Below are 26,872 nucleotides of genomic sequence, written 5' to 3' on the forward strand. Positions count from 1 at the left end.
CTTAGTTGATCCGGATGAGTCGGGCCTTGAGGACGCCGAGCAGGCCGCCGTCGACGGTGACGTCGGACGTTCCCGACACCTGCACCGACCGGCCGCCGATGCTGACCCCGGCCGTGCCGTCGATGTCGACCTGGCGGCCGGTCACCTTCACGGTGCCCCGGCCGGCGTCCAGCGTGATGCCGTCCCTGTCCAGGAGCACCGAGGTCAACGGTCTGTTCCTGCCCGCGTACACGGTGAGCTCGATCCGGTCCTTGCGGTCGTCCATCGTCACTTCGAGGCGCTCGTCCCCGGTCACAAGGCGCAGCCCGGACGGGCCGGGCGCCGGAGCGTCGAGCAGCTCCACCCGGTGGCCCGAACGCGACGCCACCGAGCGGCGGTTGACCTTGCCGCTGGTCTTGTCGATCAGCGGCACGTCGTGCGGCGAGGGCTGGTCGACGCCGTTGTACAGCCCGCCGATGACGTACGGGCTGTCGAGCAGGCCCTGTTCGAAGCCGACCAGCACCTCGTCGTTGACCTCGGGGCTCACCACGCCACCGCCGCCCTTGCCGCCCCACTGGACGGTACGGACCCAGTCGGTGACGTACGTGTCGTCCAGCCAGGGGAACTTCAGCCGCACCGCGCCGCGTTGGGAGCCGTTCGGCTCGCGCACGTCCGTCACCACGCCGATCGCGAGACCGGGCATGCGCGGTCCGCGCCCCGGCGCGTTGGCACCGGTCACCAGGCCGGTCAGGGAGCGGTCCGGGCTCGCGCTGACCCACACGGTGGTGCGGTAGCCGCCGACCGGCTCCAGGACGTGCTGCACGGCCGTCGCCGTGTACCGGCCCGAGAACGCCTGCCCGACGTTCCCGAGCGCCACCGGCTTGCCCGCCCGCAGCATCGGATTGCCCTCGGCCACCGCCTCCAGCTCTCCGAAGCCCGCGCCGACCTGGTCGGCCACCGCCTTCGCGACCGCCGTCGTCTCGGCCTGCGTACGGTACGGGGTGTCCGTGACGGCCACCGTCGCCGTGCCGAACTTCGCCGCGAGGCCCGGACTCAGACCCGGCACGACCGTGTCGCTGACCACCGACGGCTGATCGGCCACCAGCGGCCGCTTGGTCGTCACGTCCCAGCCGCGCACCTGCACCTTCGAGGCACCGTCCGCCGTCGACAGCGCGGCCCGCAGCGCCAGCAGGTTCCGCCCGTACTCCAGCACCATCGGATCGCGCGTCGCCGACGTCGAAGGGGCCGGCGCCCCGGACGCCTTCGTCGGCCTGGTGAACTGGAGCACCCCCTTGTCGTCGACCCGCACCTGGGCGCCGCTCTCGCCCGCCAGGTACTGCAGGAAGTCCCAGTCGGAGACGTTCGCCTGCGACAGCTGCTGGTACGTGACCGGCGCCGCCTCCACCTTCCCCACGGTCAGTCCGGCACCGGCCGCGACCTTGCGGACGATCGCGGCGGCCGTCATGTTCCGGTACGCCACCACCTTGCGGCCCCGCTGCAGGCGGTGCGCCTTGGAGTAGGCGCGGACCACCGTGAAGGAGCCCGTGCGGTCGCGGTCGATCTCGAGCGCCGTCACCTCGCCGTTGAACAGCCGCTCCCGCGCCTGCCCCTTCACGGTCACCACCGACACCCGCAGCGGAGTGCCGATCGTGATGCCCGTCGCGGTGAGGAACTCGTGGTCGGGGTCGCGGTAGGTGAGCACCGCCGTGTCCGGCAGGCCCACGTTCTCGTCGACCACACAACTCACCAGCTGCGCCGCCCAGATCTGCGGCAGCTCGCCGGGCGCCTCGACGATCGGGTCGGCCGCGAACGACCGGCCTCCGGATTCGCCCGAACTCATCGGTCCTCCTCGCCTTCCGCGTCGCGCATCCCCGGCACCACGAGCTCGGTGCCGGGGACGAGCGCCATCGGGTCGTCGATGCCGTTGGCCTCGGCGATGACCCGCCAGGCCGTCGCGTCGCCGTACTCGTGCCAGGCCAGCATCGCCAGGCTGTCGCCCGCGACCACGGTGTGCGTGCTGCGGGCGGTCCGGGCGCCGGACGTCGGGTTCTGGCCGGCCGGATCGACGCTCGCCTCCTCGATGGAGAGCGAACAGGTGGCCCGCAGCGGCTTCCCGTCCACGTCGAACAGCGTGTACGAGACCGAGAGGCTCGACAGCACCCCGTCGAACGAGGTCGTCCGCGCGCTGCCCCACTCGAACCGCACCCAGGGGCTGGCCGGCTTCTTCCGCCCCAGGCTGGCGGGGGTCGGCACGCAGGCCTTCATCAGCTTCTCCACCGCCTGTTCCACCGAGTTGTCGTGCTTGGCGGTCGCGTCGAGGAAGACTTCGAGGCTCAGCGTGCGCGGACCGCTGCCGACGAACTCGGGCAGCGCCGACTGCCCGGCCATCCGGGAGGGCGTACGCCGCCACTCGGTGCTCTTGCTCAACTGCAGGGTCGACGGGTTGAACTGGAGGTCGAGCCGGGCGAGCGTCCCGCCGGGCTTGGCCCCGACCGAGGCCGGCGGCTCCTTGAGGGTGAGCTGGGCCCGGGCGCGGCTGGCGCGTGCCGATGAGGCCATGCCGTGGACTCCCTTCCGGAGCGGCGGGACGAGTTGAGGTGAGGACGAGGAGGAGGTGGCGGATGCGGGAGCGGCCGTGGGGCGGCCGTGGGGCGGTGGAGGCGGGTCAGGAGGGGACGAGTCCCGCGTGGGCGATCTCCAGGGTCTCCACCGCCGCCTGGGAGTTGGCGGGGTCGAAGGACGGCCCCTGCCAGCGCACCGGGACAATGCCGAACACCTGCCAGCTGATGATCCGGCTCAGGTCGGGCCGCAGCGCGACGATCTCGCCGTCCTTCGGTTCCACCCGCCGCAGCGTCTCGTCCAGCCAGCGGCCGATCTTCGCCGTGTCCGCCGTGACGGGCCGGGTGAGGGTGATGTTCGACCAGGTCACGCGGCCCGGCAGTTGCCAGGTGAAGCCGTTGTTGCCGCCTTCCGCGTAGGTCTCCATCTCGACCTCGGCGCCCATGCCCGAGCAGGTGTGGAAGGCGCCCAGGTCGTTTCCGCCGATCGCCAGGCGGAAGAACACGCTGGTCGCGAAGATGTTGTCGGTCATGGGTCCGTGGTCCGTCTCTCGTTCGTCCGTCTCGTTCTCGTGCGTCCGGCCCTCACCCCGCCCAGGGGGTCAGCGGCGTCCGTCGAAGGGCCTGCCCGCGCGTTCCCGGCCGCGCCGCAGCTCGGTGCGCAGCAGCCGGGCGACGGGGTCGAGCAGCCGCCGGGCCAGCTCGTCCAGATCGAGGTCGGGCCCACCGGGCGGCACGCCGTCGCCGGCCCGCTTGGAACGGCCCGAGGACGTGGTCCCGGTGGCGGTCGCCGGTGGGGGCGTGGGCCGGCCGGCGCGGGGGGCGGCAGCCGGCCCGCCGCTGCCGCCCGTGGCCCGTTGCACCGGAGCGGCGGTCCCCACCGGGGGCGGCGGGGCCTGAGCGGGTGATCCGGGCCGTACGACGGGGACGGGCGGCCGCGCGGACGGCATGGCCGGGGCGGACTGCACCATGAGCGGCGCGGTCTGCGGGCGGGTCACCGGGAGGGGAGCGACGACCGGGGCGGGAGCCCCGGGTGACGACGCGTACGCCGTGGGGAGGCCGTTCGCGGGACGCGGTCCGGACGCCGGTGGCCCGGGGCGCGACGTGGGGCGTACGGCGTGACCGGGGGCCACGGGCGGGGCGCCGGCGGTACGGGCGGGGGTCGGCGCGGGCGCCGCGGGGGCGCCCTCGGACGCGCGCTGGACCTGCGGCGATCCTGGCCAGCGTGCCGCGACCACCGGGCGGCCTGCCGGGCGCGGGGCGGGAGCGGCCGGGCCGCCGAGGTCCTGGGTGCCGAGCGTCACGGGCCGCGAGGCGAGCAGCTTGCGCGTACGGGGCGGGACGGCCGAGCCGCCGTCGGAGACGGGGCGGGAGGCCACGCTCCGGCCGGGGACGGCACGGGCGACGACGAGCGGCGGCACCGAAGCGCGGGCACGCGCCGGGGAGCCGGGGGAGGCCTGGGCCCGGGCCGAGTGGTGCGGCGCCGGGGTGGGGGACGTCGGCAGCTCCGGGGAGGTGGCGGACCGCTGGACGACCGGGGGAGCGCCGACGGGCACGGAGGGCGCGGGGACGGGTTCGGGCCGGACCGGGGTGGGTGCGGGGTGGAGGGGTGCCTGGGGCTGGGCAGCCGAGGGCGTCGGGTGCTGGGGTGCCGGGAGTCCGGGTGCGGTGGAGGCGCGCTGGACGACCGGGCCGGTGGGTCCGGTCGGTCCGGTGGGTCCGGTGCCCGGCGCGGGCCGGACGGGGGTGGGTCCCTGGGGCTGGACAGCCGACGGCGTGCCGGTGGGGGCGGGGCCGGTCGGGGGCGTCGGGTGCTGGGGTGCCGGGACTCCGGGTGCGGTGGTGGCGCGCTGGACGACCGGCCCGGTGGGTCCGGTGGGCCCGGTGCCGGGCGCGGCGGCAGCTCCGTCGGTACGGCGCTGGACGCTGTCCGTCCCGAGCAGCGGCGCGTGGGCGGACGGCTGGGACGGGCCCGAAGAGGGCGGCGTACTCCGGCTGTCGGCGGGCGCGGCGGGGGCTCCGTCGGTACGGCGCTGGACGCTGTCCGTCCCGAGCAGCGGCGTCTGGGCGGACGGCTGGGACGGGCCCGGGGACGGCGGCGTACTCCGGCCGTCGGCGGCGGACGCGGGGCGCGCGGCTCCGGGCCGGGACGACGGGGGCGTGGCCGGGGCGGCGCTCGGCGGCAGGGCGGCCATGGGCGCGCCGAGCCCGGTGCGTACCCGGGGCGTCGGCCGGCCCGGCCCACGGCGGGTCGTCTCGCTCGCGGTGCCGGACTGTGGGGACGGCGCCGGCCCACCGCCGTCCGCCGAGGGCTCCGCCTGGCGCTGGATCACGGGCATGGCCGGGGCGGGGGAGGTGCCGGGCGCCACCGCCGGACCATGGCTCAACGGCTTTGCGGTGGAAGGCAGTTCGGTGAGGGGCGCGCCGAGCGGCGCCCGGCCGGGGGCACGCTGGACGGGCGAGTCCGGAGCGGGCCGGGTGCTCGGAGAGCTCTGGGCGGGCTGGGCGGAAGGGGCGGCGGGGGCGGCGGGGGGCGTCACGACGGAGACCCGGCGCCGGGCTACGGCGGGCACCCGGGCGACGGTCAGCGACCTGCCGACGGCCCGGGGCCGGACGACGGCGGGCGGCGCCTCGGCGGCGGCCCCGGTGTCGGCGGCGGAGCCTCCCGCAGGAGTTGCCGAGGCCCGCTGCGCGGGCGCACCGGCGGGCCCGGGCGGGGAGGTGCGTACCGGCGGCGTGGCCCCCGACGAGGGCATGGCGGGGGCGCCCATGGAGGTGTTGCCCGCCTTCGCCCGCTGTACCGGCGGGGTGCGTCCGGCCGGGGTACCCCCTGGCGCGGCCGCCAGGGCCGAGTCCGGGATCACCGCGATACGGCGGATCAGCGGGAAGTTCGGGGGTGTCGGCGTCCGTACAGGCGCGGCGGGCGGCACGGGGCCGCCGTCGGCCGTCGCGGCCCGCTGCACGGCGGGAGCGGGCGTGCCGAGCACCGGCGAGGAGGGGCGGGAGGCGAGGTCGCCCGTACGGGTCTCCCCGGCGGTCGGACCGGCCTCGCCCGACACCGTCGCCGGCGCCGAAGCGGGCGTCGGTGCCTTGCCCGCGCCCGGGTTCCCGGCCGTACCCCCACGGGCCTCGGCCCGCGCGACGACCGGACCGGCGGAGCCGCCAGGGGCTCCGGTCGCCGCCGTGCGGACGACAGGCGTGGACGGCGCGGCCGTCGGCGTGCCCGCCGCCGACCGTTGCACCGGCGGTGCCGGCCGTACCGGCCCCGAGGGGCCCGGCCGTTCCGTCGCCCCGGTCGCGCCCGCCTCCTCGTTCTGTTCGTTCTGCCGGACCGCGCGCAGCAGCAGCGGACCGCCGGCGCTGTGCGGGGCGGGCCCGGCGGTGGCGGGGCGCGTCACGCCGCGTACGACGCCGGTCGGGGCGGTCGGCAGCAGGGCATGGGCGAGACCGGTGTCGAACGACGGGTCGCGCCAGGCCGCGAGGCGCGACCGGAAGACGAGCCCGTCGCTGACGCTCATCGGCGCGCGGGACACGGTCAGCCTGGCCGGTGTGGTCATGCGCCAGCCGCCGTCCCAGTCGCCGGGTACGCCGGAGCCGGGCGCCGGGCCGGACGATGCGGCGCCCGGCCCGGCGGTGCCGGGCGTGAGCCCGGCCGGGTCGTCGGAAGGCGTCACGGCGTCCGGCACGGCGGCGCGCCGGCGCAGCCTGTCCCGCCATGCCATCTGTTCAACCGCCTTCGTTCATACGGGTGTTGATGCGCGCGATCTCGGCGACCCAGTCCTGGCGTTCGCCGTGCGTCAGGTCCAGGATCTCGTCGCGCCGCCAATGGAAGTGGTACGCGATGTACGCGATCTCCTCCCGGAGCCGGGGGAGCGCGTACGTCACGATTCCCCCAGGCGCCCACCGGAGAGGTCGACCTCGAAGCCGCCCTCGCAGTGCGGGCAGGTGACCGCCGCGCGGGTGTGGCCCTCGCTGTTGACGCGCCGGTAGAAGTCCTGGAGGAACGCGACGTCGGTCGCGTACATCCGCTCCACGATCCCGGCGTGCACGTCGGTGATGTCGCCGAGCCGGGTGATCACCTGGCTGAGCAGCACCACGCTCAGGTACGCCGGGTTCTCCTTGACCCGCAGGTCGATCTGCGGGCGCAGCTCGTCGCGGGCGGTGGCCAGCCGCATCGAGCCGTGCCGGTGCACGTTGCCCGCGTCGTCGACGTACCCGCGCGGCAGCTCGAACTCGAACTCGGTGCGCAGGCCGTGGTCCTCTCGGCGCGGCGGGGCGGCGGCCGGGCCGGCCGCCGCCTCCTCCGGCGCCGGGGCGGGCGCTGTGACCTGGAGGAGGTCCTCCAGGTTGCCCGCCGTCACCGTACGGCGCCTCATTCGACGACGATCTCCTCGAACACGATCGTGACGGACTCGGTGGCCGGGGACGAGTCGCCGGCCTTGAGGGACGGGCCCTCCCACTTGGAGGCCCAGCCCTGCATCAGCTGGATGCGGCGGACCGTGTTGCCCTCGGTGTCCTTGATCTCGATCGTGAGGTTCTGCCGGGCGGAGTTCACGGCCCCGTTGTTCAGGGTCTCCTTGATCCACTTGGTGAACTCGCTGCTCTGGTCGAGTCCCCGCGTGATCGTGATCTCGCCGGCCTGCCGGGCGCCCGGCTGCTTGCGGATGATCTGCTTGCCGTCCGAGGTGACCTGCTTGATCTCGACGACGTCCTCCTCGACGGTGAACCCGCTGATCTCCTGGATCGATTCGACCAGGTAACCACCGAGCTGCACGCCGAAGATGTGGGTGGAAAGAGCGTCTCCCGTTGCCATGTGTGTCTGTCAACCTTTCCTTGCGGATCCGTGGGTCACTCGTCGACGAGGCTGGTGCTGTCGGAGAACTGGGCGAGCCGGAACACCACGAACTCGGCGGGCTTGACCGGCGACACGCCGATCTCGCAGACCACACGGCCCTGGTCGATGGACTCCTGCGGGTTGTTCTCCCGGTCGCACTTGACGTAGAACGCCTCCGCCGCCGTCCGGCCGAACAGCGCGCCACGGCGCCACTCCTCCGTGAGGAACGCGGTGACGTTGCGCCGGATGCTCGACCAGAGCCGGTCGTCGTTCGGCTCGAACACCACCCACTGGGTGCCCAGGAGGATGGACTCCTCCAGGTAGTTGAACAGGCGGCGCACGTTCAGGTAGCGCCAGGCCGGGTCGGACGAGAGGGTGCGGGCGCCCCAGATGCGGATGCCACGGCCCGGGAAGGCACGTACGCAGTTCACGCCGATCGGGTTGAGCAGGTCCTGCTCGCCCTTGCTCAGCCGCAGTTCCAGGTCGACCGCGCCGCGGATCACCTCGTTGGCGGGCGCCTTGTGCACCCCGCGCTCGGCGTCGCTGCGCGCCCACACGCCGGCGATGTGACCGCTCGGCGGGACGAGCGCGTTGCGCCCGGCGGCCGGGTCGAAGACCTTCACCCACGGGTAGTACAGGGTGGCGAAGCGGGAGTCGTAACCCGCCTCGTCCTGACGCCAGTTGCGCACCTGCTGCGCGGAGAGCCCGGGCGGGGTGTCCAGGACGGCGACCCGGTCGCCCATCTGCTCGCAGTGCGAGATGACCGCGAGCTGCACGGTCCGCACGCCCTCGGCGTCGATGTCGCCGCGCTGGTGGGCGCTCATCAGGTCCGGGACGGCGACCATGGTGATCTCGTCGATGGTCTCCAGGCCGGCGAAGCCGGTGCGGGCGCCCGCGTCGCCGACGTACTCGGCCGGGTCGAGCCGGGCCACGCCGTCGCGGCCGGCCTGCGCGGGCACGACCGGTGCCGCGTCCGGCAGGGCCACGCTGAGGGCCGCGGGACGGGTCTGGGTGGCGTCGCGCTGCTCGGTGACCTCGATGAGCTTCGACGCCCGCGTCTGGTTGACGAGGTAGCCCTTGACGTTCTTGCGGGTCGACGCCTCGTACGTCTCGACCACCCGGTCGCCCTGACGGACCAGCAGCTTGAAGCGGTCCTCGGGCGGGTTCTCCCCGTCGGCGTCGGCGATCTCGACCGTGACGCCGGTGACGCCGGGCTTGACCGCGGCGAGGAAGCCGCCGCCGAGCTCGACCGGCCGCGCGGCACCGGCGCCCGCGGGCCCGGCGCTCGCGGCGCCGCTCTGCGCGGTTCCGCCGATGCGGACGATGTACGCGGCGCCGCCGCCGTTGGCGAAGTACCCGTACACCGCGTGGGGCAGGTAGGTGCCCTCGGTGAAGCCGCCGAAGTTCTGGGTGTACTGGTCCCAGCTGGTGACCAGCGTCGGCTCGTGGAACGGGCCGGTCTGGGCGAAGCCGACGAACGCGGCGACGGCGGTGCCGACCCCTTCGATCGGCCGAGCACCGGACTGCACCTCCTCCACGTACACGCCCGGGGTGAGGTACGTCGGCATGCTCGCTCCTTCGTGTCGCTGCGCTGCGCCGGGTGGCGGCGGCGGATCGCCGCGTCGCGCTCAGGTCGCTCCAGCCTTTCCGGTGGCCGCGGGTCGGCGGCAGGGGCGCACGGACCTGGCCGGGGGCACGGGCGCTGCCCTCCTGGTCGCCCGCCGCCGGACCTCCCAGGCAGCGGGCAGGTCCGGGACGGCGCAGGTACGGCCGCACTGCCGTACGGGCACGGTTCGGGTACGGCTCAGGGGCGCGTGACCTGCGGCAGATACGGTCCGAACTCGCCCTCCAGGACCAGGCGGCCGAGCTTGCGGTACTCCTGGGCGACCGCCGTCACCAGCTGCTCCATGGCCAGGGGGGCACCCGCCGCGGCCGCGTCGTACGCGGCGGTCACCGCGCAGGCCCGGATCGAACCGCCGGCCAGCTCGAACCGGTCGGCGCAGAAGCCCAGATCGAGGTCGTCCGCCCGGGGCAGTCGGTCGCCCAGACACCGCTCCCACAGCGCGAGCCGCTGGGCGGCGTCGGGCACCGGGAAGTCCGCGATCACGTCCAGGCGCCGGGTGAACGCCTCGTCCAGGTTGGCCCGCAGATTGGTCGTCAGGACGGCGATGCCGTCGAAGGACTCCATCCGCTGGAGCAGATAGGCGGACTCGACGTTGGCGTGCCGGTCCTGGGCGTCCTTCACCTCGGAGCGCTTCCCGAAGATCGCGTCGGCCTCGTCGAACAACAGCACCGCGTTGACGGCCGAGGCCTCCGTGAAGATCCGTTCCAGGTTCTTCTCGGTCTCGCCGACGTACTTGTCGACGACCGTGGACAGGTCGACCACGTACAGATCCATGCCCAGGTCGGCGGCCACGACCTCGGCCGACATCGTCTTGCCGGTCCCGGAAGGCCCCGCGAACAGGGCGATCACCCCGCGCCCGCGCCCGCCGCCGGGCCGCATGCCCCACTGCCCGAGCACCTGGTCGCGGTGCCGGGCCCGTACCGCGAGCTCCCGCAGACCCCGGTGGGTGGTCTCGGGGAGCACCAGATCGTCCCAGCCCACCGCCGGCTCCACCCGGCGGGCGAGCCGGGCGAGGCCCGCGCCGTTCTGGGCCCGCACGGCGGACCGCAGGTCCTCCGGCGAGACCGGCCGGCCGTCGAGCGCCGCCGTGCGCACGGCGGCCCCCGCGGCGCGCCGCAGCTGCCCCGCGTCGAGCCGGTGCGCCGCCACGGACCGGGCGAGCCCGTCGACCGCGCCGTCCCGGTCGGGTTCCTCGCGCTCCAGGGCGTGCCGCCAGCGCGCCGCCTGTCGGTCGGGCGAGGCGGCCGCCACGGTCAGCGTGACGGGCGTGTCGGCCGCCCAGCCGGGCTCCCAGCCGCTCGTCCCGTACGTGAACAGGGGGATGCCGCGCAGCTCCGCGCTGAGCGCGCGAAGCAGCCGGGTCCGCTCGCCGGGTTTGTCGGGCAGCTCCTCCAGTGGGCCGAGCAGCACCCCGGCGCCCACCAGGCGGGCCTCCCTGGCCGTGGCGCGGGCGAGTGCGGGCACGTCCAGGGCGTCCCGGCCGAGGACGGCCGGGTCCAGGGCGAGGACCCGCCGGCCGCCCGCGCGGAGCGCGGCGACGGCGAGGCCCTCGGGGTCACCGCCCCGGGCCCGCAGGTGGACGTGGGCGGTGCCGTGGCTGGGGCCGGGGCCGTGGCCGGGGCCGTGGCCTGGGCCGTGATCTGTGCCGTGCCCGCTTCCGTATCCGGTGCCGCGTCCCGTGCCGTGGCTGATCGCGGCGGCGGCCCGGTCCCGTTCGGCCGGGTCCACGGCCGGGTCTTCGGCGGCCTCGCGGAGCACTCCGGCGAGCCTCGGTTCGGGCGAGGTGTCACCGAGCAGGTGGGCGGTGACCCGGTCCGGAACGACCAACAGGCGTGACAGCGGCGGCCGTTCGGGCTCGGCCACCTCCAGCAGGCCGCCCGCGACGAGCGGAGCCGTGGGGGAGAGCCGGAAGCGCGCGGCCGACGCCCCGGAGCGGCCGCACAGTTCGAGGGCGAGCCCGACCGTGGGCCGGCGGCGCGTCAGATCGTCGTTGAGGTATCCGTAGAGCTGCTCGAAGCGGGTGTCCAGGTCCGGTGCCAGGGCGACCAGGAGCAGGTCCACGTCGAGCGGGTCGAGCCCGAAGCGGGCGGCGAGCACGTGCAGCGGCGAACCGGGCGGGGCCTCGGCCGCCGGGAGTACGGACAGGAGCGGCCCGTCCGGGGCGTCGAGGAGCCGCCCGGCCGCCTCGGGGCTGAGGTACTGCCCCCGGTAGGGGTCGTCGGGGTCGGGATCGCCGGCCCGCCGCCGGGCCACGGCCAGCCGCACCCGCTCCTCGACGGCCCGCAGCCGCGCCCAGAAGTGAGGGTCGTCGGGACGGGCATCTTCAGCGGTCCCGGTCCCGGTGTCGCCGGTGGTGTCGGACTCGCGGCGGATCGTGTGGGTCACGGCTGTCGTTCTCCTCTTCGGCGCCGCGCCGGGGCCGGCGGACGCTCCCGGGAGCCGCCGAAGCCCTCCGCGGGCTCCGGCGGCCGCACCTCGGTGTAGCGCAGGCGGCGCGTGCTGTCGGGGTCGCCCTGCTCGGACCGCGGCACGGACCGTACGACGAGCCCCTCGGTGACCGGCTGGGCGGTGACCCGGCTGATGCCCGCCAGTGGAGCCCGTACCCGGACCCCCAGCGAGGGCTTCAGCTCGCCGCCGAGCGCCGACCACACGTCGGAGGCCGCCGGCGCGTCCGCGCCGGTGCCGCCCGCGTCCAGGGCCACGGTCAGGCCCAGGTCCGCGAGCGTGCCGGTCAGCAGGTGCGGGGGCAGCGCGTCGGTGGACACCAGGGTGCCGAGGACCTGGGAGAGCAGCCGGTGTTCGTCTTGGGGCCGGCCCGCCCACGCCGCGATCAGGTAGGTCAGGTCGAACCAGCGGGGCGGGGTGCGGCGCGCGACGACGAGGCCGTCCTCGTCGTACACCTCGCCGCCGCCGCTGCCCCGCCGTGCGTGGTCCTCCCGGATGTCGTAGAGGAACACGCAGACGGTGGGCGCGCTGCGGCGGGCCGCCCAGTCGCGCGTCGGCGCGTCGAAGACGACTTCGACGCCCGACGTCTCGAGGCCGGACTCCACGAGCAGTCGGCGGAGTGCTTCGTCGACTTCGTGGATCACCGGCGGGTCACCACGTCCGGCGGCTGGATCGTGCCGCTGACCACGAGGAAGTCGGTCCGCACGGGCGAGAAGCCGGGGCCGCTCGCGGTGATGGTCCGGGGCCCGGTCTGGTCCTTGGCCAGGATCAGGAGCTGCCCGATGAAGGTGCCGTCCGGCAGCGGGACCGTCGGCGCGGCGGCGGCCGTGATGCCCGGCTTCCAGGCGAACCGCACGGGCACGCCGGGCGGGAAGTCCTTGCCGCGCACCGAGGTGACGAAGCCGGGCTTGCCGATCGGCGGCACGGCGACGATGCGCGGCTGGAGGATGCGCAGCCGCTGGCGGGCGGTGTTGTCGCGCCGGTCGGCGTCGGTGCCGGTCGTGGTGAGGGTGCCGGTGACGCGGCCGGTGAGGGCCTTGTCGGGGCTGAGGACGACCTGGAGGACGCTCCGGGCGCCCGGGGCCAGGTCGGGCAGCGCGCACACCCAGGTGCGGTCGCAGCCGGGCGGCGGCCCGTTGTTCGGGATGCCGGCGGGCAGTCCGATGCGCAGCCGGAGTCCGGTGGCGAGGGCGTTGCGGCCGTTGCGGACGGTGTACGTGACGACGACGCGGCCGCCGACGTAACCGGGGTTGGGCTGGGCCGTGACGGTCACGCCGGGTCCGGCCTTGGGCGCGGGCGGCCGGGGCGCCGGCGGGGTGGGTGCCGGGGTGGTGGTCGGCGGCGGGGTCGGGCTGGGCGGCGGCGGGGTGGGTGTCGTCGTCGACGGGCTGGGCGTCGGGGGAGTCGGCGTGACCGGTGCTTCCCGTACGGGGACCACCGTCCGGTCCGCGTTGTCGCTGGGCCGCGGGTCGAGTACGGCGCCGCCGACCGACCAGTCCACCGGCTGGTCGCCGGGGGTGACGCCGGTGACGGTGACCGTCACCGGGACGGTGGTGCCGGGCGGCACCACGCCGAGGACGCAGCTCAGCTCCGCGGCGGCGCAGGTGGCGCCGGGCGCGGTGATTCCGGTGACGGTGAGGCCCGGCGGGGGCGCCAGCGTCAGCCGGGTGCCGGGGGAGGCGGCCGGGCCCCGGTTGACGACGTTCACCACGATGTCGGTGGAGTCCCCGACGGTGAGCGGCGGCAGGGCGTCGGGTGCTTCGACGGCGAGGTCCACGGACTGCTGGACGGTCGGCTCCTTGTGACGGCCCGGCAGATCGTTGGTGAGCTTGCCGAGTTCGCCGGAGGCGATGTTCAGGACCTTGAGCTTCTCCTGGCTGTTGGGTTCCCGGTCGGGCCGGGCGCTGAGCACCAGGCTCTTGCCGTCGGCGGTCCAGGCGGCGTCCCGGGGCTGGAACGGGCCCGGGGCTTCGGGCAGTTCGCGCCCGCAGGCGCCGGGCAGGCCGCGCGCGGCGGGCGGCAGGAGGACCCGGCAGTCGTCGCCCTTCAGGTCGGTCAGCAGGATGCCGTTGCGCTCGTCGATCCGCCCGGCGCCGTTCTTCCGGTTGAAGGCGATGGTCAGCCCGTCCGGGGAGAACGCGGGGCTGTCGTCGATGACCTGGCAGGCGCCGGGGCAGTTCTTGGCGCTCAGGTCGCGCTGCCGGTTCAGGTCGGTCACGGGCACGGTCCAGATGTGCTTGTTGCCGCCGGCGCCGTCGATGACGTGGTTGCGGGTGAAGGCGAGCGTGGTGCCGTCGGCGGACCAGGTGGGCTGGGCGTCCTGGCCGCGGGTCTCCCCGGCCGGCGGGACGATCTCGCCGGTGATCGCGCCGGTGGCCACGTCCGCGACGAGGATGCGGCTGGGCCCCGCGGCCCCGCCGACGCCGCCGGGCGAGGTCCGGGTGAAGGCGAGGAACCTGCCGTCGGGGGAGAAGGTCGGGTCGGTGTCCCAGTCCTTCTCGCCGCGGCCCGCCAGCGGCAGCACCGCCGGGTGGGTGCCGTCGGCGTCCGCCATCCAGATCCGCTGGATCCGCGCGTTCTTCGGGCCCTCGAAGCGGGTCACCACGATCCGGCGCCCGTCGGGCGTGTAGCTCTGCCGCTCGGTCCACGGGTCGTAGTCGGCGCCCGGCTGGAACAGCGGGTCCTTCGCCGGGTCGGTGTTGGTGTCGGCGGCGGGGTCCTCGTTCAGGATCGGCAGATTGAGGTCGCGGGGGTCGGAGCCGTCCATCCGGACGTCCTGGAGGGTCACCGCGTGCGGGCCCTCGGCGGAGACGCGCTCGACGACGGTGCCGCCGCCTTCGAGCGGGCCGAGCCAGGTCGGCGAGCCGACCTCGCGGTCCTCGCTGAGGATCAGCGCGGGCACCTGCTCCGAGTGCACGGGCACCTGGAACACGTGGTTCCAGTCGCCCTTGCACTCGCAGGTGCGGTCCGGGCTGAGGAACAGCAGCTTGTCCCCGTCGGGCAGCCAGGCTGCCCCGTGGGTACGCCAGTTCGCCTGGGCGCCCGCGAGCAGCGGCCCGTCGGCGCGCCCGTCGGTCCACCGCAGCCGCGGCCCTGAGGAGCCGGTGGCCGTGTACGCGATCACGTCCCGGTTCTCGGCGTCGTCCACCGGGTTCCACACCGGCTCGGTGGCCCTGCCGTTGGCGGGGTCGGTGACGCGGGTGGCGTCGCCGCCCGCCAGCGGCCGTACGTAGACCTGCCGGCCGACCAGCGGGTCCCCGTCGCTGGAGTACGCGATCCGCCCGCCCTCCGGTGAGACCGTGGGGTGGACCTCGTTCGCGGGGGTGTCGGTCAGCCGGGTGAGCCCGGTGCCGTCGGTCCGCACCCGCCACAGGTCCCGCTGGCGGCCGCCGCCCGTGGCGGCCTCGGCCGAGTCGAAGACGACCGACCGGCCGTCCGGGGTCAGCCGGGGGTTCGCCGCGTCCATGCCCTCGGTCAGCCGGAGCACCGAGCCGTCCGGGGCCCGCAGGTAGACCTGCGGCCTCCGCTCGTCACGGCGGCTCGCGAAGACCAGCTGGTCGCCGAGCGCGGAGGGCTGGAGGTCCTGGTGCACCGGGCCGTCGCCGAACAGCGGGGCGCTGGACGTGTCGCCCGTCACCCGCCCGAGGCTGCGGTGCCGGGTGCCGGCGAACGCGATCCGGCTGTCACCCGCGTCGGCCGCCTGCGCGGCCACGGGCGCGCCCGGCCGGGCGTCGTCGGGTCCGGTCGCCGCCGTCACCGCGAGCAGGGGAATCAGCAGCAGCAGCGGCGCGCCGACCAACCCCCAGCGGTGCCGCCGACCGCCGGAGCCACCGGTGCTCATCACGGTCCACCTCACAGTCCGGTGCAGCATCACGTACGTCCGCACCACCCTGCGGCACGGCGGCCGGGGCCCGGCAGGGCCGGGGGGCCGCACCCGGGGGAAACGCGGGCTGCGCTTTCGGGCAGTGCCCTGCCATGCCTCAGATCAGTCCGTTGCGCAGGGCGTAGCCGACCGCGTGGGTGCGGTTGCGCAGTTGCAGCCGGGTGATGACCTCGTGCAGCACGTTCTTGACGGTCCGTTCGGAGTACGAGGTCTTGCGCGCGATCTCCGCGGTGTCCAGGCCCTCCGACACCAGGCGCAGCATGTCCGCCTCGCGCGGGGCCAGGGTGGACAGGGACGCGGCGTGCGGGTCGAGCGCCGCCCGCTGGAGGCTGCCGACGTGGGTGAGGAGCTTCGCGAGCAGGTCGCCGGGGAGGACGCCCTCGCCGTTCGCGATCGCCAGGACCAGCCGGAGCAGCCGGTCCTGGTCGGCCTCGGCGCGCCGCAGCACCGCCGTCACCCCGCATTCGATGGCCCGCTGCAGCGCGTCGCCCGACTCGAACGTGCCGACCACGAGCCCGGTGCGGGTGCGCGGGTTGTGCCGCAGCCGGTAGAGCAGCGCGGCGGTCTCGTCGTCCACGCTGTCCACGGCCACGAGCGACACCTGCGCGGTGTCGGCGTCGGCGGTGTCGACGACCTCGACCTCGGGGCGCCGGCGCAGCTGGTGGACGATGCCGACGTACAGGATGGGGTCCGAGGCGTAGACGGCCACCGTGGCCCGACGGACGCCCGGCGGTGCGCTCTGCGCGGTCGGGATGCCGGTGGCGGACCCGGACGCGTCGGAGCCGGGTATGCCGGGTATGGAGGAGGGGGCGTGGTGCGTGGTGAGGGACATGGTCAGGTCCTCTTTCGTGGGAGGCGGGCCGCCGATGAGGGTGCGGCCGCCGTCAACGGATGGCAGTGTGAAGTGAGTTGAGGTGAGTCCGCCGGGGCACCGGAACTGCCCGGGGGCTTGCCCCCGCGTCCGTGGAGCCGGCCGGGGCGCCGTCATAGCGTGGAGGGGTGACGTCTCCCACAGCCTCTCCCAGCCCTGGCGCGGCCGGCCTCGACATACCCGGTGTGTCGGTGACGCCGGGCGGCAGCGCGACCACGACCCTGACCGTGCGCAACGACAGCGACATCGTCGAGGCGTACCGCCTGGAAGTCGTCGGCGAATGCGCCGCCTGGACCACGGTGGAACCGGAGGGGCTCTCGCTCTACCCCGGTACATCGGAGACCGTGACGATCCGGCTCTCCCCGCCCCGCTCGCCGCAGGTGCGGGCGGGGGACGTGCCGCTCGCCGTGCGCGTCCTGCCGACCGAGCACCCCGAGGCGGTACGGGTCCCCGAAACCACCGTCCACGTCGAGGAGTTCCGGGCGCTGCGCACCGAGCTCGCGCCGCGGCGCCGGCGCGGCTGGCTCCGCGGCCGGTACCGGCTCGCCGTACGCAACGAGGGCAACGCCCCGGTTCGGGTGGGGTTCACGCCCGGACAGGCGGGCGAGGAGCTGAACTTCGGCTTCACCCCCGCGTCGGTGCGGCTGGAGCCGGGCGAGTCGACGGAGGTGGGGCTGCGGGTCCGTACGGGCCGGCCGGTGTGGTTCGGCACCCCGACCACCTGGCCGTTCACCGTCGCCGTCGCCGAGACGGGCGACGGCGAGGACGACGCGGCCGCCGCGGAGCGGACCGATCCCGTCGCCGAGGTCCGGGCCCCGCTGGACGCGGAGTTCGTCCAGATCCCGATCTTCCCGCGCTGGCTGCTCGTGCTGCTCGCCGCGCTGCTGGCGCTGCTGCTGGCCTGGTTCCTGCTGGTCCGTCCGGCGGTGCGCAGCACGGCCAAGGAGGCCGCCGACCAGGCCGTGCAGAAGCGACCGGTGCCCAGTGCGCCGCCGAGCGCCGCGCCTCCCGTGACCGCCGGTGACGACAAGCCGGGCGGCGGCGGTGCCGCCAAGCCCGGTAAGAGCGGCGGCGGTTCGGGCGGCACGGGTGCGGGCGGCGGGACGGGCGGTCAGCAGAGCTCGGCCACGATCGACCTCCAGACGGCCGGCGGCCGGACGGAGACCGGCACGTACCAGGTTCCGGCGGGCAAGTCGTTCGGGATCACGGACATCGTTGTCGCCAACTTCCAGGGCGACGAGGGTGTGGTGACCATCAACTTCGGTGACCGCAAGATCACGACGATCGCACTGGAGACGTTCCGCAACCAGGACTACCACTGGGTCACCCCCATCAACATCACCGAGAGCCAGACTGTGACCGTCCAGGTGACCTGCGCGAAGCCGGGCACTCCCGCGACCGGTCGTCAGGCGCGGGAATGCCACGAGGTCCTCAACGTGAGCGGTGTGCTCAGCGACCTCAGGTGAACCGAGCGGCACATCTATGGTCGGTCACTTCCGACCCTGCGCAAGGAATCCGAAGCGCGGCTGGCCGGAAAGCGATTAAGTGGATAATCAATAAGATGTCCGCTTTCGGACCGTAATCTCAAGGGCCGGAGTATGCCGAAAGGCGCACTCCGGCCCAGTTCGTACTTACTCGCAAGTAACTGAAAGAGTCCGAATCCCGTGTCCTCGCCACACATGTGACGCGCGGTTACCCCACGGGTGCGAGGGCTGGCTCGTTCTCGACGACCCGTCACCTTGCGTCCGTCCCCACTTGTAAGGTGCTGCGGGTCTGAAGGTCCGTGTGTTCCCGAAGGAGAGAACGTGCTGTCAGAGGCATTGACCGTACTGGCCACCACCAGCGGCACGGCAGTGATCCAGGCCGCCGGTACGGATGCGTGGACGGGCCTTCGTGAGCGGGTGGCGCGGCTCTTCGGACGCAGGAGCGAGCGGGCCGAGCAGGCGACGCTTGAGCGACTGGACCGTACGGCGGCGGAACTGGAAGGGGCCACGGACGACTCCGCGGGACAGATTCAGGCCACCCTGCAGATCAATTGGCGTGACCGGCTGGTCGAACTGCTGGAAGAGCTCGACGACACCCAGCGGGACGAGGTCGCGGAGGAGCTCCGGCAGATCGTGGCGGCGTCCGGCGCTCGGCCGCCCGCGAGCGCTCCGACGGCCGGCGACGGAGGTCTCGCCGTCGGCGGCGACATGAGCATCCGTGCCGACGGCGGCTCCGTCGCCGCCGGCGTCATCCACGGAGGCGTCACCTTGGGCCCCTCTCAGCCGGGCCGGTCGCAGGGCTGACCGAACCCGGCGTCCCCGTCACCGATCCTCCCGCCGCCGTCGTCGGCACGATGCTGATCGCCGACCGCAATTCGCTGGTCGCTCAGCAGATCGACAGCGTGACGATCAACTACGCCCAGCAGAAGGTGATCTCCTGGCCTGCCCAGGTCGGAGTGGTACCCGCCCAGGCGGAGTGCTTCCAGCACCGCAGTGAGGTCGACTCGCTCGAAGCCGCGGTGACCGGCGGCGGAACGGCGGTCCTCTGCCAGGTGCTCTCCGGCACCGGCGGCGTCGGCAAGACCCAGCTGGCCGCCCACTACGCCCGGCGGCAGCAGGTCGCCGGCGGCGTCGACCTCCTGGTGTGGGTGTCGGCGACCGGTCGCGACGCCGTCCTGTCGGCCTACGGTCAGGCGGCCGCCAAGGTCACCGGCGCCGACGGCGCCGCACCCGAACAGGCGGCGGACGAGTTCCTGGTGTGGCTGGGGACCACGGACCGGCGCTGGCTGATCGTGCTGGACGACCTCGCCGACCCCGGCGACATGGCCGGCCTGTGGCCGCCCCACCGCCCCGCCGGCCAGACGGTGGTGACCACCCGGCGCCGGGACTCCGCACTGGAGAGCGGACGGGAGATGATCGAAGTCGGGCTCTTCACACCGGAAGAGGCCTTCTCCTACCTGACCGCGACGCTCGCCGCCCGGGCCCAGGGCCAGGACCCGGAACAACTCCGCGGTCTGGCCGAGGACCTGGGGCACCTGCCCCTCGCCCTGGCGCAGGCCGCCGCCTACATGGTCGACCGGGGGCTCGACTGCGCCGCCTACCGAAGGCGGTTCACGGACCGGCGCCGCCGCCTCGCCGACAACCTGCCCGAGAGCGGCAGCCTGCCCGACCAGCAGCGCGCCACGGTCGCCACGACCTGGTCGCTGTCGGTCGAGCTGGCCGACCAGCTCGCACCCGTCGGCCTGGCCCGCCCGATGCTGCAGCTGTGCAGCCTGCTCGACGCCCACGGCATTCCGAAGACCGCGCTCACCAGTGCCCCGGCGCTCTCGTACCTGTCCGCGTTCCGCACGCGAAGGGTCCCCGGCGCCCGGCCGCCGCTCGGGGCGGCGAGCGGGGACGAGCCGGCAGGCGGGGCGGCGGGCCGCGACGAGGCGGCCGCGGTGGACGAGGTGGACGCCGACGACGCCCTGTGGTGTCTGTACCGCCTGAACCTCATCGGCAACAGACCCGAGCCCGGGAGTCACGTCCGCGTCCACGGGCTCATCCAGCGCGCCACCCGTGACCAGCTCCCGCCGGACAGCCTCGACGGCACCGTACGGGCAGCCGCCGATGCCCTCTGCGCCGCCTGGCCTGCCCGAAGCGCCCTGCCCGCGGCGACGAACAGCCAGGAGGCGTTTCGCGCGAACGCGGACGCGCTGCACGCCCACGCGGCCGAGCGGCTCTGGGCACTCGACGCCCACACCGTGCTGACCCGCAGCGCCACCAGCCTCGGAACGGCCGGGCTCACGGCCTCCGCGGCCGCCGCCTTCAAGGAGCTGGCCGTCGCCGCCGCCCAGCACCTCGGCCCCGGGCACGAGGACACCGTGCAGATCCTGCGCTGGTCCGCCAACTGGCAGTCCCGCTCCGGCGACTTCGTCGGCGCGATCGAGACGACGGAAGGCATCCTCGCCGACCAGCTGAGGAGACGGGACGGGGACCATCCCGACACGCTGTCCACCCGCAGTGATCTCGCCGAACTGCTGGGTCAGTCGGGCGATCGCGAGGGGGCCGTCGCCGTCCTCGAAGAGCTGGCCGCCGACCTGACGCGGCTGACGGGCGAGGACGACCCCGCCGTCACCAGGACCCGTCGCCGCATCGCCCACTGGATGCAGATCCACTCCGGCGATCACCCGGCGGAGATCGCGGCCCTCGAGGCGGTCCTCGCCGAACAGGTCGCACGGTTCGGTCCGGAGGATCCCGAGACCTTCGCGACCCGTGGTGCGATCGCCGAGCTGCGCGGGCAGTCGGGCGACCGCGAAGGGGCGATCGCCGGTCTTGAGTCGCTCCTCGCCGACCAGGTGCGGGCCCGCGGGGAGGACCACAACGACGTCACCGTCACCCGCCGTCGCATCGCCCACTGGCGGCCGGCCGGCGACCTGCGGGAGGCGATCGCGACGCTCGAGGACGTCCTGGCCCGTCAGCTGAAGGCCTGGGGACCGGGGGAGAGGACCCTCGCCACCCGCGCCGCGCTCGCCGACCGGAGAGGACAGGCGGGGGACCGCGCGGGGGCGATCGCGGACCTGCAGGAGATCCTCGCCGACCAGGTGGCTCGGCTGGGCGAGAAGCATCCGCAGGTCATGGCCACCCGCCGCCACCTCGCCCACTGGCAGCAGTCGGGTGACTCGGCCGCCCGGATCGCGACGCTGGAGGGGATCATCGCGGACCAGCGGGCGACGCTGGGCGCCGAGCACGCGAAGACGATCGCCACGCGCGGTGAACTCGCGGACCTGCGGGGTCTGTCGGGCGACATCGCGGGAGCGATCGAGGCGTTCGAGGCCATCCTTTCCGACCAGCGGGAGACCGCGGGTCCGCTGCACAAGAAGGTGGTGTCGACCTGTCGTCGCCTCGCCAACTGGTGGGCCCGGTCAGGCGATCACGCCGCGGCCGTCGCCGTACTGGAGGAGCTCCTCGCCGACCAGGAGAGGGCGCTGGGCGTGGGACACCCGAAGACCATCGCCACCCGTACGTCGATCGCCGACGCGCGGGGGTTCGGGGGCGATGTCGACGGGGCGATCGCGGCCTTCGAGGCGATACGCCTCGAACATCGGGAGGGCCCCCTGCACCCGACGGTGATCACGACCTGCCGTCGCATCGCGTACTGGAGATCCCGGAAGGGGGACGTCTCGGGAGCCATCTCGGTGCTGCAGGAGCTTCTCGTACGGCAGCGGAGAGAAGGGGGGCCGCGGCATCCGAAGGCCCTCGCCACGGGCCGTGACGTCGTCTACTGGCGCCGGCAGCTCGGGTACTTCCGGAGCGACAGCGGGCCCGTCCAGGAGGCGGCGGCCACGCCGGCTCCCGGGCGGTTCGTCCTCCGCTGGCGCGCGGCGGACGGGACTCTGGAGACCATGGAGGGGTTCTCGGACGCGGCTGCCGCGCGCCAGGCCGGGGAGTGGGCCCGGCGTGGCGGGAAGACCGACGTGGAGGTCGTCGAGGAGGGCGGCCCCTCAGGCTGACTATGGACCGGTGGTGCGGGGGCGGTTCGTGGTGTTGGTCTGGGAGCGGTCGTGCCGGTAGGACTGTTCGGCCCAGTTCGCCAGGTCGTGCAGTTCGGCCCTGAGTTCGTCCCAGGTCTTCATCAGGGAGCCCATCGTGCGGATCTCGAAGGGCACCATCATGGCGCCCCCCTCCTTGTGCGGCGCGATCTGGTTCATGCCGCCGAACACGGACTGCTGGTCCACCGCGGGTGTGCCCGTGAGCGCCGACTCGTAGTAGCTGATGAGGGACACCACGTTGCCGTCGATGTTCCGGGTGGAGTTCTCGCGGAAGTCCAGGGGCGGGGCGCCCGCGGTCTCGCTCTTCTCCTGGTAGTCCGCGAGGGTGTTGAGGATGGTGTCGCTGTTGTCCGCGAGGTAGGTCTGGAACTCGGGGTCGAGCAGTGCGCGGACGTCCGACAGCCTGGACCGGGACAGGACGGCGGTCAGGTTCTTGATCTGACCGATGTCGGCGTCCTGCGCGAGGTAGTCGGCCACGGCCGCGATCTGCGTGTAGAACAGCTGGGCGTAGCCGTCGAGGGCGTCCGTCTCCAGCCGCTTCCGCTTCTTCGACCCCTCGTTGGCCTTCGTGTATCCGGCCACGACCTCCGCGGCGAAGTCCTTGGCCTGGGTCAGTCGGAAGCGGGCACGAAGGTTGGGCGCGCCGGGGGCCACCGGTGCGGCGTCCCTGAGGTGGTCGAAGAACAGCGGCATGCCGCCGAGCGGTACGCCGACCGAGTAGTGCACGAACAGGCCGTCGCCCATGCCCGGCCGCCCGGCGTACTCCGGGTACGCGAAGCCCGGGCGGAGCCGGGCGTCCGCTCCCGCGGGGAGGACCTCCAGGTCCAGGGTCATGTCCTGGAGCCGGGTCCCGTCCGTCGCCGCGTAGAACGCCTCGCTCACCGTCCTGATCTCGTCGAGCAGCCGGTCGAGGGTCCCGGGTCCCGTCGCGGCCTCCGAGCCGACCACCTTGACCGCTCCGGTCACGAACTCCAGGTTCGAGTACCCGGCGCCGTTGTTCAGCGCGCGCTTGTCCGAGACGATCTTGAAGTCCTCCGTGGTGCTCTGGGCCAGGTCGGTGTCGCCCGCGTACTGCCGGCCCGCCGCGTCCGCGACCGGGAGGCTGACCTCGGTCTCGAACCCCAGCATGCGCTGCACCGGCGCCCCGGCGGCCGGTCGCGCCGCCGCGGCGGGGCTCGGCTGCCCGCCCGCGGGGCGCCGGGCCATGACCCGTGCCGCGTTCGCCTCGGCCTCCCGCTCGAAGCGGTCCGAGGGGTCGGACAGCGAGAGCCCGGCGCCGTTGTCCGTGCCGGAGACGGGGCCGCTGCGCTGCTGGATGACATGGGTGAGCTCGTGCGCGAGGGTGTGCTTGTCGGCGCCGCCCGTACCGATCACGACATGGCTGCCGGAGGTGTAGGCCCGCGCCCCGATCTCGGCGGCAGACCGCTGGGCCGCCGGCCCGGTGTGCAGGCGCACGTCGGAGAAGTCCGCGCCGAGGCGGCCCTCCATCTCCGACTTCAGCGCCTCGCCCAGCGGCCGTCCGGAGCCGCGGAGCACCTGGTGCACGGTGGAGCGCTGCACGGCGGAGGGGGGTTCGTGCGCGGCCTGCCCGCCGGAGGGGCGCTCGTGCGCGGCATGCCCGCCGGAGGGGTGTTCGTGCGAGGCCTGCACGGTGGACGGGTGTTCGTGCGCGGTCTGTCCGCCGGACGGCTCCTGTCGTTCCCGCTGGACCAGCCGGGACACGGCCGCGTTCCCGATCCGCCGCTGCAGCTCGCCCGCCTGGCGCGGGGACATGCCGCGCGCCGCCGGCCCCGCCGGTCCCGGCGACCGCGGCTGCCGGGACGTCGAGTCCCGCCCGGGGCTCCGTTCCCGCTCGCCGGTGGATCCGTTCCGGTCGTTCGCCTTCGCGTGCACGAGACCTCTCCCAGTCGACAGCCTGCCCTTGCGAGTTCTACCCGGGATGTCACCGCGAAGACAGGTACGGAAGGGCAGGACCGGGGCCATCGGAGCTGCACCGGGCCCACCCCCGGGACCGGACGAGCCGGTCGCCGGGAACAGACCCGTCAGAGGCACATGCCCGTCAGCGGGACAGAGCCGGGTGCTCCGACACCACCGTGCACGAGCCGGGTGCGATCTCCGTGAAGCCCGCGTCCCGCACCACCGGAAGTCCGCTCGTCGTCAGCGCGGCCCACGCCTCCGCCGGCGCGGTGCGGACCGCGAGGGGGAAGCCGGCCTCCCGCCACGCCTTGCGGTCGGCGTCCGCCAGCGCCCACCACAGCAGCTGGGCGCCGTGACCGGCCTGCGCCATCGCCTTCCCGGCGGACATGTCGAGCTCCGGGCTCATCCACAGCACCGGCGTCCCCTCCGGTACGGCCCCGGGGGCGGCCGGGTCGTCGAGGTCGGTGCCCGAGACCTGGAGGCGGGCCAGGTCCTTGGGCCAGCCGTCGAGCGGGACCGGCGGGAAGACCCGTACCTCCGCCTCCGCGCCGGCGACCGTGAGCCCCGGGAGCGCCTCCGCGCGCCGCCACTCCGCGCCGCGCGCCCGGCGCACCACCTTGCGGATCCTGGCGTCCTGCCAGTCGGTCATCACCTGCGCCCACTCGCCCTCGCCGAGGGAGCGGTCGTCGGTGAGGATCGCCAGGACGGCGCGCGCGGCGGTCTCCAGGGCGTCGGTACGCGGCGGTGGCGCGTCCCGCTCGATGCGGACGACCAGGGGGAGGACGAACTGGGGCTTCTCGTCGCGGAGATCGGTGTCGTTGCTGCTCACCCGGCAAGTCTGCCATTGCCGTCTCGGGTGATTCTTGTGGGAATGAGTGCCTCCGGGTCAGGATGCCCCTCATGAAGAGTGATCTTTTCAGTAGCGAGCACCTTGCCGAGGCGGCCGACTTCCCGGGCATGGTCCTGCAGAACGCCAAGTCGGTGAAGTACACGGTCAACGGCGAGATGCACGCCCGCCAGGGTTCGATGATCGCCTTCCGCGGCGACCTGCAGTTCGAGCGGAAGGGCCAGGGCATCGGCGGCATGCTCAAGCGGGCCGTCACCGGTGAGGGCCTGGCGCTGATGGCCGTGCGCGGCCAGGGCGAGGCGTGGTTCGCGCACGAGGCGCAGAACTGTTTCATCGTCGAGATCGAGCAGGGCGACGCGTTCTCGGTGAACGGGCGCAACGTGCTCTGCTTCGACGCCACCCTGCACTACGAGATCAGGACGGTGAAGGGCGCCGGCATGACCGGCGGCGGCCTCTTCAACTCCGTCTTCTCCGGCTACGGGAAGGTGGCGCTGATCTGCGAGGGCAACCCGATCGTCATCCCCGTCACCCCGCAGGCCCCGGTCTACGTCGACACCGACGCCGTCGTCGGCTGGAGCGAGCAGCTGCACACCTCGCTGCACCGCTCGCAGTCCCTGGGGTCGATGCTCCGCGGCGGTTCGGGCGAGGCGGTGCAGCTGAAGATGGAGGGCCAGGGCTTCGTGGTCGTCCGTCCCAGCGAGCTGACCCCGCAGAAGACCTCGTCCAGTTGAGGCTGGAGCGGGTCGGCCGCCGGCACGGCCTGCGGGGGCGGTGGATCCTCCGGGAGGTCGGTCTCGATCTGCCCGCCGGGGCCCTCGTCCGGGTCGTCGGCACGAACGGCACCGGCAAGTCGACCCTGCTGCGGCTCGTCGCCGGCGTGGACGCGCCCACCGAGGGCCGTGTCACCGGGCGCCCGCCGCGCACGGCGTACGTCCCCGAGCGCTTCCCGGTGGCCCTGCCGTTCACGGCCGCCGACTATCTGGTCCACCTCGGGCGGGTCCGGGGCCTCGGCCGGGCGGCGGCGCGGGCGCGGGCCGAGGAGTGGCTGGAGCGCTTCGGGGCGGGGGAGCACGCCCGTACGGCCATGGCGGAGCTCTCGAAGGGCACCAGCCAGAAGGTCGCGGCCGCCCAGGCCCTTCTCGCCGAGCCGTCGCTGCTCGTCCTCGACGAGGCGTGGACCGGCCTGGACACGGGCGCGCGGGCGGAACTCGACGCGGCGGTCCGCGGGCGTCTCGCGGCGGGCGCGACGGTCGTCTTCGTGGACCACGACCCGCGGCGCCTGGCGGGCGAGCCGTCGGCGGTGTACGAGGTACGGGACGGCCGGGTACGGGAACGCGAGAACCACGAGCCGACGCGCCCCGCCCCCGGAGCGCCGGCGGGCCCCGCCCCAGGAGTGCCGGCGGGCCCCGGCTCCCGAGTGCCGGCGGGCCCCGGCTCCGGAGCGCCGGCGGGCCCCGGCTTCCGAGTGCCACCGACCCCCGCCCCCGGAGTGCCACCCCTCCCCGCCCCCCGAATCCCGCCGGGCCCCGGCCCCCGCGTCCGGATCACCGTCTCCGGCGGCCCCCGCCCGCTCCCCGTCGGCCTCCCCGGCGACCCGGTCGCCGCGCCGGGCGCCGTCGACCCGGCGTCCGCCGCCCCCACCACCGTCCTCACGGTGGACGCGGCGCACTCGGACGCGCTGCTCGGCGCGCTCCTCGACGCCTCCTGGCACATCCATCACCTCGGCCCCGAAGGCGTACGCGTATGACGGCGCTGCTCCGCTACCAGACCGGCCTGCTGCTCCGCTCGCAGCGCTGGCTCGCCCCGCTCCTGCTGTACGTGGCGGTCCTCGGGGTCGGCATCAGCGTGGGCGAGCCCGTCCTCGGCGCGCTCGGCCTGACGGCGGGCGCGCTGCTCCCGGTGACGGCGTGGTCCGTGCGGATCTGTGTGACGCAGGAGCCGCCGGCCGCGCGGAACGTGGTCGCGGCGGCGGCCGGCCGGGGCCGTGCGCATCTGGCGGCGCTCGTCACCGGGACGGTGCTTCCGGTCCTGGTCGGCGGGGTCGCGGTCCTCGCCGTGACGGCGACCGGCAATCGGCGCGGTGTCACCGCGCTCGCCGCCGCGACCGCCGGGCTCCTCGCGGTGCTGGCCTGCGCCCTGACCGGCGCCGCCGTCGGCGCGCTGGTCTCGCGGCCCTTCGTTCGCGCGCCCGGCTGGTCCCTCTCGGCGCTGGTCCTGGGCTCGTTGCTGGCCCTGGTCACGACAGGTTCCCCGGCGAAGCACGCGATGACGGCGCTGATCACCGGCGCCCGTACGCCGATCGCCGACCCGCCGTGGTTCGCGGCCGCGGGCGCGGTGCTCCTGGCGGCGGTCTGCGCGGCCCTCGCGTGCCGGGCCACGGCCCGGCTGGAGTGAGTACG

At 74.5% G+C, this 26,872-nt stretch carries 20 protein-coding genes; 6 read left to right on the forward strand and 14 right to left on the reverse strand.

The features are described 5' to 3' along the window. Nucleotide 1: 1 nt before the first annotated feature. The 12 genes from DEJ43_RS29315 to DEJ43_RS29365 all read right to left on the reverse strand — a co-directional run bounded on the left by DEJ43_RS29315 (nt 2) and on the right by DEJ43_RS29365 (nt 16,155). A complete protein-coding gene (locus DEJ43_RS29315) occupies nt 2–1,819 on the reverse strand; it encodes a VgrG-related protein (protein WP_015037022.1) in 1,818 nt (605 codons plus the stop codon). After that, entirely contained in the window at nt 1,816–2,538 is a 723-nt protein-coding gene (locus DEJ43_RS29320; RefSeq protein WP_015037023.1) for a CIS tube protein, read from the reverse strand. The genes DEJ43_RS29315 and DEJ43_RS29320 overlap by 4 nt, the downstream gene beginning before the upstream one ends. A gap of 106 nt (nt 2,539–2,644) precedes the next feature. Further along, complete coding sequence (locus DEJ43_RS29325; RefSeq protein WP_015037024.1) at nt 2,645–3,070, reverse strand: phage tail protein; 426 nt, start codon at nt 3,068–3,070, stop codon at nt 2,645–2,647. Between the two features lie 69 nt (nt 3,071–3,139). Next, entirely contained in the window at nt 3,140–6,259 is a 3,120-nt protein-coding gene (locus tag DEJ43_RS38630) for a hypothetical protein (protein ID WP_071892231.1), read from the reverse strand. Nucleotides 6,260–6,263: 4 nt separating this feature from the next. Next, a complete protein-coding gene (locus DEJ43_RS37625) occupies nt 6,264–6,422 on the reverse strand; it encodes a DUF6760 family protein (protein WP_015037026.1) in 159 nt (52 codons plus the stop codon). Further along, complete coding sequence (locus tag DEJ43_RS29335; RefSeq protein ID WP_015037027.1) at nt 6,419–6,913, reverse strand: zinc-ribbon domain-containing protein; 495 nt, start codon at nt 6,911–6,913, stop codon at nt 6,419–6,421. Before DEJ43_RS29335 ends, DEJ43_RS37625 begins: the two co-directional genes overlap by 4 nt. After that, a complete protein-coding gene (locus tag DEJ43_RS29340) occupies nt 6,910–7,350 on the reverse strand; it encodes a phage tail protein (RefSeq protein ID WP_015037028.1) in 441 nt (146 codons plus the stop codon). Before DEJ43_RS29340 ends, DEJ43_RS29335 begins: the two co-directional genes overlap by 4 nt. Before the next feature lie 35 nt (nt 7,351–7,385). Continuing rightward, nucleotides 7,386–8,939 carry a phage tail sheath family protein gene (locus DEJ43_RS29345; RefSeq protein ID WP_015037029.1) on the reverse strand — a complete coding sequence of 518 codons (1,554 nt, stop codon included), beginning with the start codon at nt 8,937–8,939 and terminating at the stop codon, nt 7,386–7,388. A gap of 236 nt (nt 8,940–9,175) precedes the next feature. Continuing rightward, the gene (locus DEJ43_RS29350) at nt 9,176–11,281 is read right to left on the reverse strand and encodes an ATP-binding protein (RefSeq protein WP_051026198.1); all 2,106 of its coding nucleotides are present in this window, start codon (nt 11,279–11,281) and stop codon (nt 9,176–9,178) included. A gap of 95 nt (nt 11,282–11,376) precedes the next feature. Further along, entirely contained in the window at nt 11,377–12,084 is a 708-nt protein-coding gene (locus DEJ43_RS29355; protein ID WP_015037031.1) for a Pvc16 family protein, read from the reverse strand. Then, nucleotides 12,081–15,281: a DUF11 domain-containing protein gene (locus tag DEJ43_RS29360; protein ID WP_150253477.1), complete on the reverse strand. Its 3,201-nt coding sequence runs from the start codon at nt 15,279–15,281 to the stop codon at nt 12,081–12,083. The genes DEJ43_RS29355 and DEJ43_RS29360 overlap by 4 nt, the downstream gene beginning before the upstream one ends. A gap of 139 nt (nt 15,282–15,420) precedes the next feature. Further along, nucleotides 15,421–16,155, reverse strand: a complete 735-nt coding sequence (locus DEJ43_RS29365) for a helix-turn-helix transcriptional regulator (RefSeq protein WP_015037033.1) — start codon at nt 16,153–16,155, stop codon at nt 15,421–15,423. Nucleotides 16,156–16,322: 167 nt separating this feature from the next. Between DEJ43_RS29365 and DEJ43_RS29370 the strand changes: the two genes are divergently transcribed. The 3 genes from DEJ43_RS29370 to DEJ43_RS29380 all read left to right on the forward strand — a co-directional run bounded on the left by DEJ43_RS29370 (nt 16,323) and on the right by DEJ43_RS29380 (nt 21,670). Beyond that, nucleotides 16,323–17,660, forward strand: a complete 1,338-nt coding sequence (locus DEJ43_RS29370) for a COG1470 family protein (RefSeq protein WP_015037034.1) — start codon at nt 16,323–16,325, stop codon at nt 17,658–17,660. 339 nt (nt 17,661–17,999) lie between these two features. Then, the gene (locus DEJ43_RS29375) at nt 18,000–18,482 is read left to right on the forward strand and encodes a hypothetical protein (protein WP_015037035.1); all 483 of its coding nucleotides are present in this window, start codon (nt 18,000–18,002) and stop codon (nt 18,480–18,482) included. A gap of 50 nt (nt 18,483–18,532) precedes the next feature. Beyond that, nucleotides 18,533–21,670, forward strand: coding sequence for a tetratricopeptide repeat protein (locus tag DEJ43_RS29380; protein ID WP_015037036.1), 3,138 nt, complete (start codon nt 18,533–18,535; stop codon nt 21,668–21,670). Here the strand turns inward: DEJ43_RS29380 and DEJ43_RS29385 are convergent, their stop codons facing one another. Then, nucleotides 21,671–23,482: an eCIS core domain-containing protein gene (locus DEJ43_RS29385; protein WP_086024716.1), complete on the reverse strand. Its 1,812-nt coding sequence runs from the start codon at nt 23,480–23,482 to the stop codon at nt 21,671–21,673. It abuts the gene before it with no gap. 286 nt (nt 23,483–23,768) lie between these two features. Beyond that, complete coding sequence (locus DEJ43_RS29390; RefSeq protein WP_015037038.1) at nt 23,769–24,455, reverse strand: peptidyl-tRNA hydrolase; 687 nt, start codon at nt 24,453–24,455, stop codon at nt 23,769–23,771. Nucleotides 24,456–24,526: 71 nt separating this feature from the next. On the opposite strand from DEJ43_RS29390, the gene DEJ43_RS29395 reads away from it, so the two are divergent. From DEJ43_RS29395 to DEJ43_RS29405, 3 genes are read left to right on the forward strand one after another with little or no spacing between them, the layout of a single operon-like run. Then, on the forward strand, nt 24,527–25,204 hold the full coding sequence (locus tag DEJ43_RS29395; protein ID WP_015037039.1) for an AIM24 family protein: 678 nt from the start codon (nt 24,527–24,529) through the stop codon (nt 25,202–25,204). Then, nucleotides 25,201–26,220, forward strand: coding sequence for an ABC transporter ATP-binding protein (locus DEJ43_RS38635; protein ID WP_071892233.1), 1,020 nt, complete (start codon nt 25,201–25,203; stop codon nt 26,218–26,220). Before DEJ43_RS29395 ends, DEJ43_RS38635 begins: the two co-directional genes overlap by 4 nt. Then, a complete protein-coding gene (locus DEJ43_RS29405; protein WP_041664333.1) occupies nt 26,217–26,867 on the forward strand; it encodes a hypothetical protein in 651 nt (216 codons plus the stop codon). Before DEJ43_RS38635 ends, DEJ43_RS29405 begins: the two co-directional genes overlap by 4 nt. The last annotated feature ends 5 nt before the right edge of the window (nt 26,868–26,872 follow it).

Source organism: Streptomyces venezuelae ATCC 10712, from assembly GCF_008639165.1.
GTDB classification, from domain to species: Bacteria; Actinomycetota; Actinomycetes; order Streptomycetales; family Streptomycetaceae; genus Streptomyces; species Streptomyces venezuelae.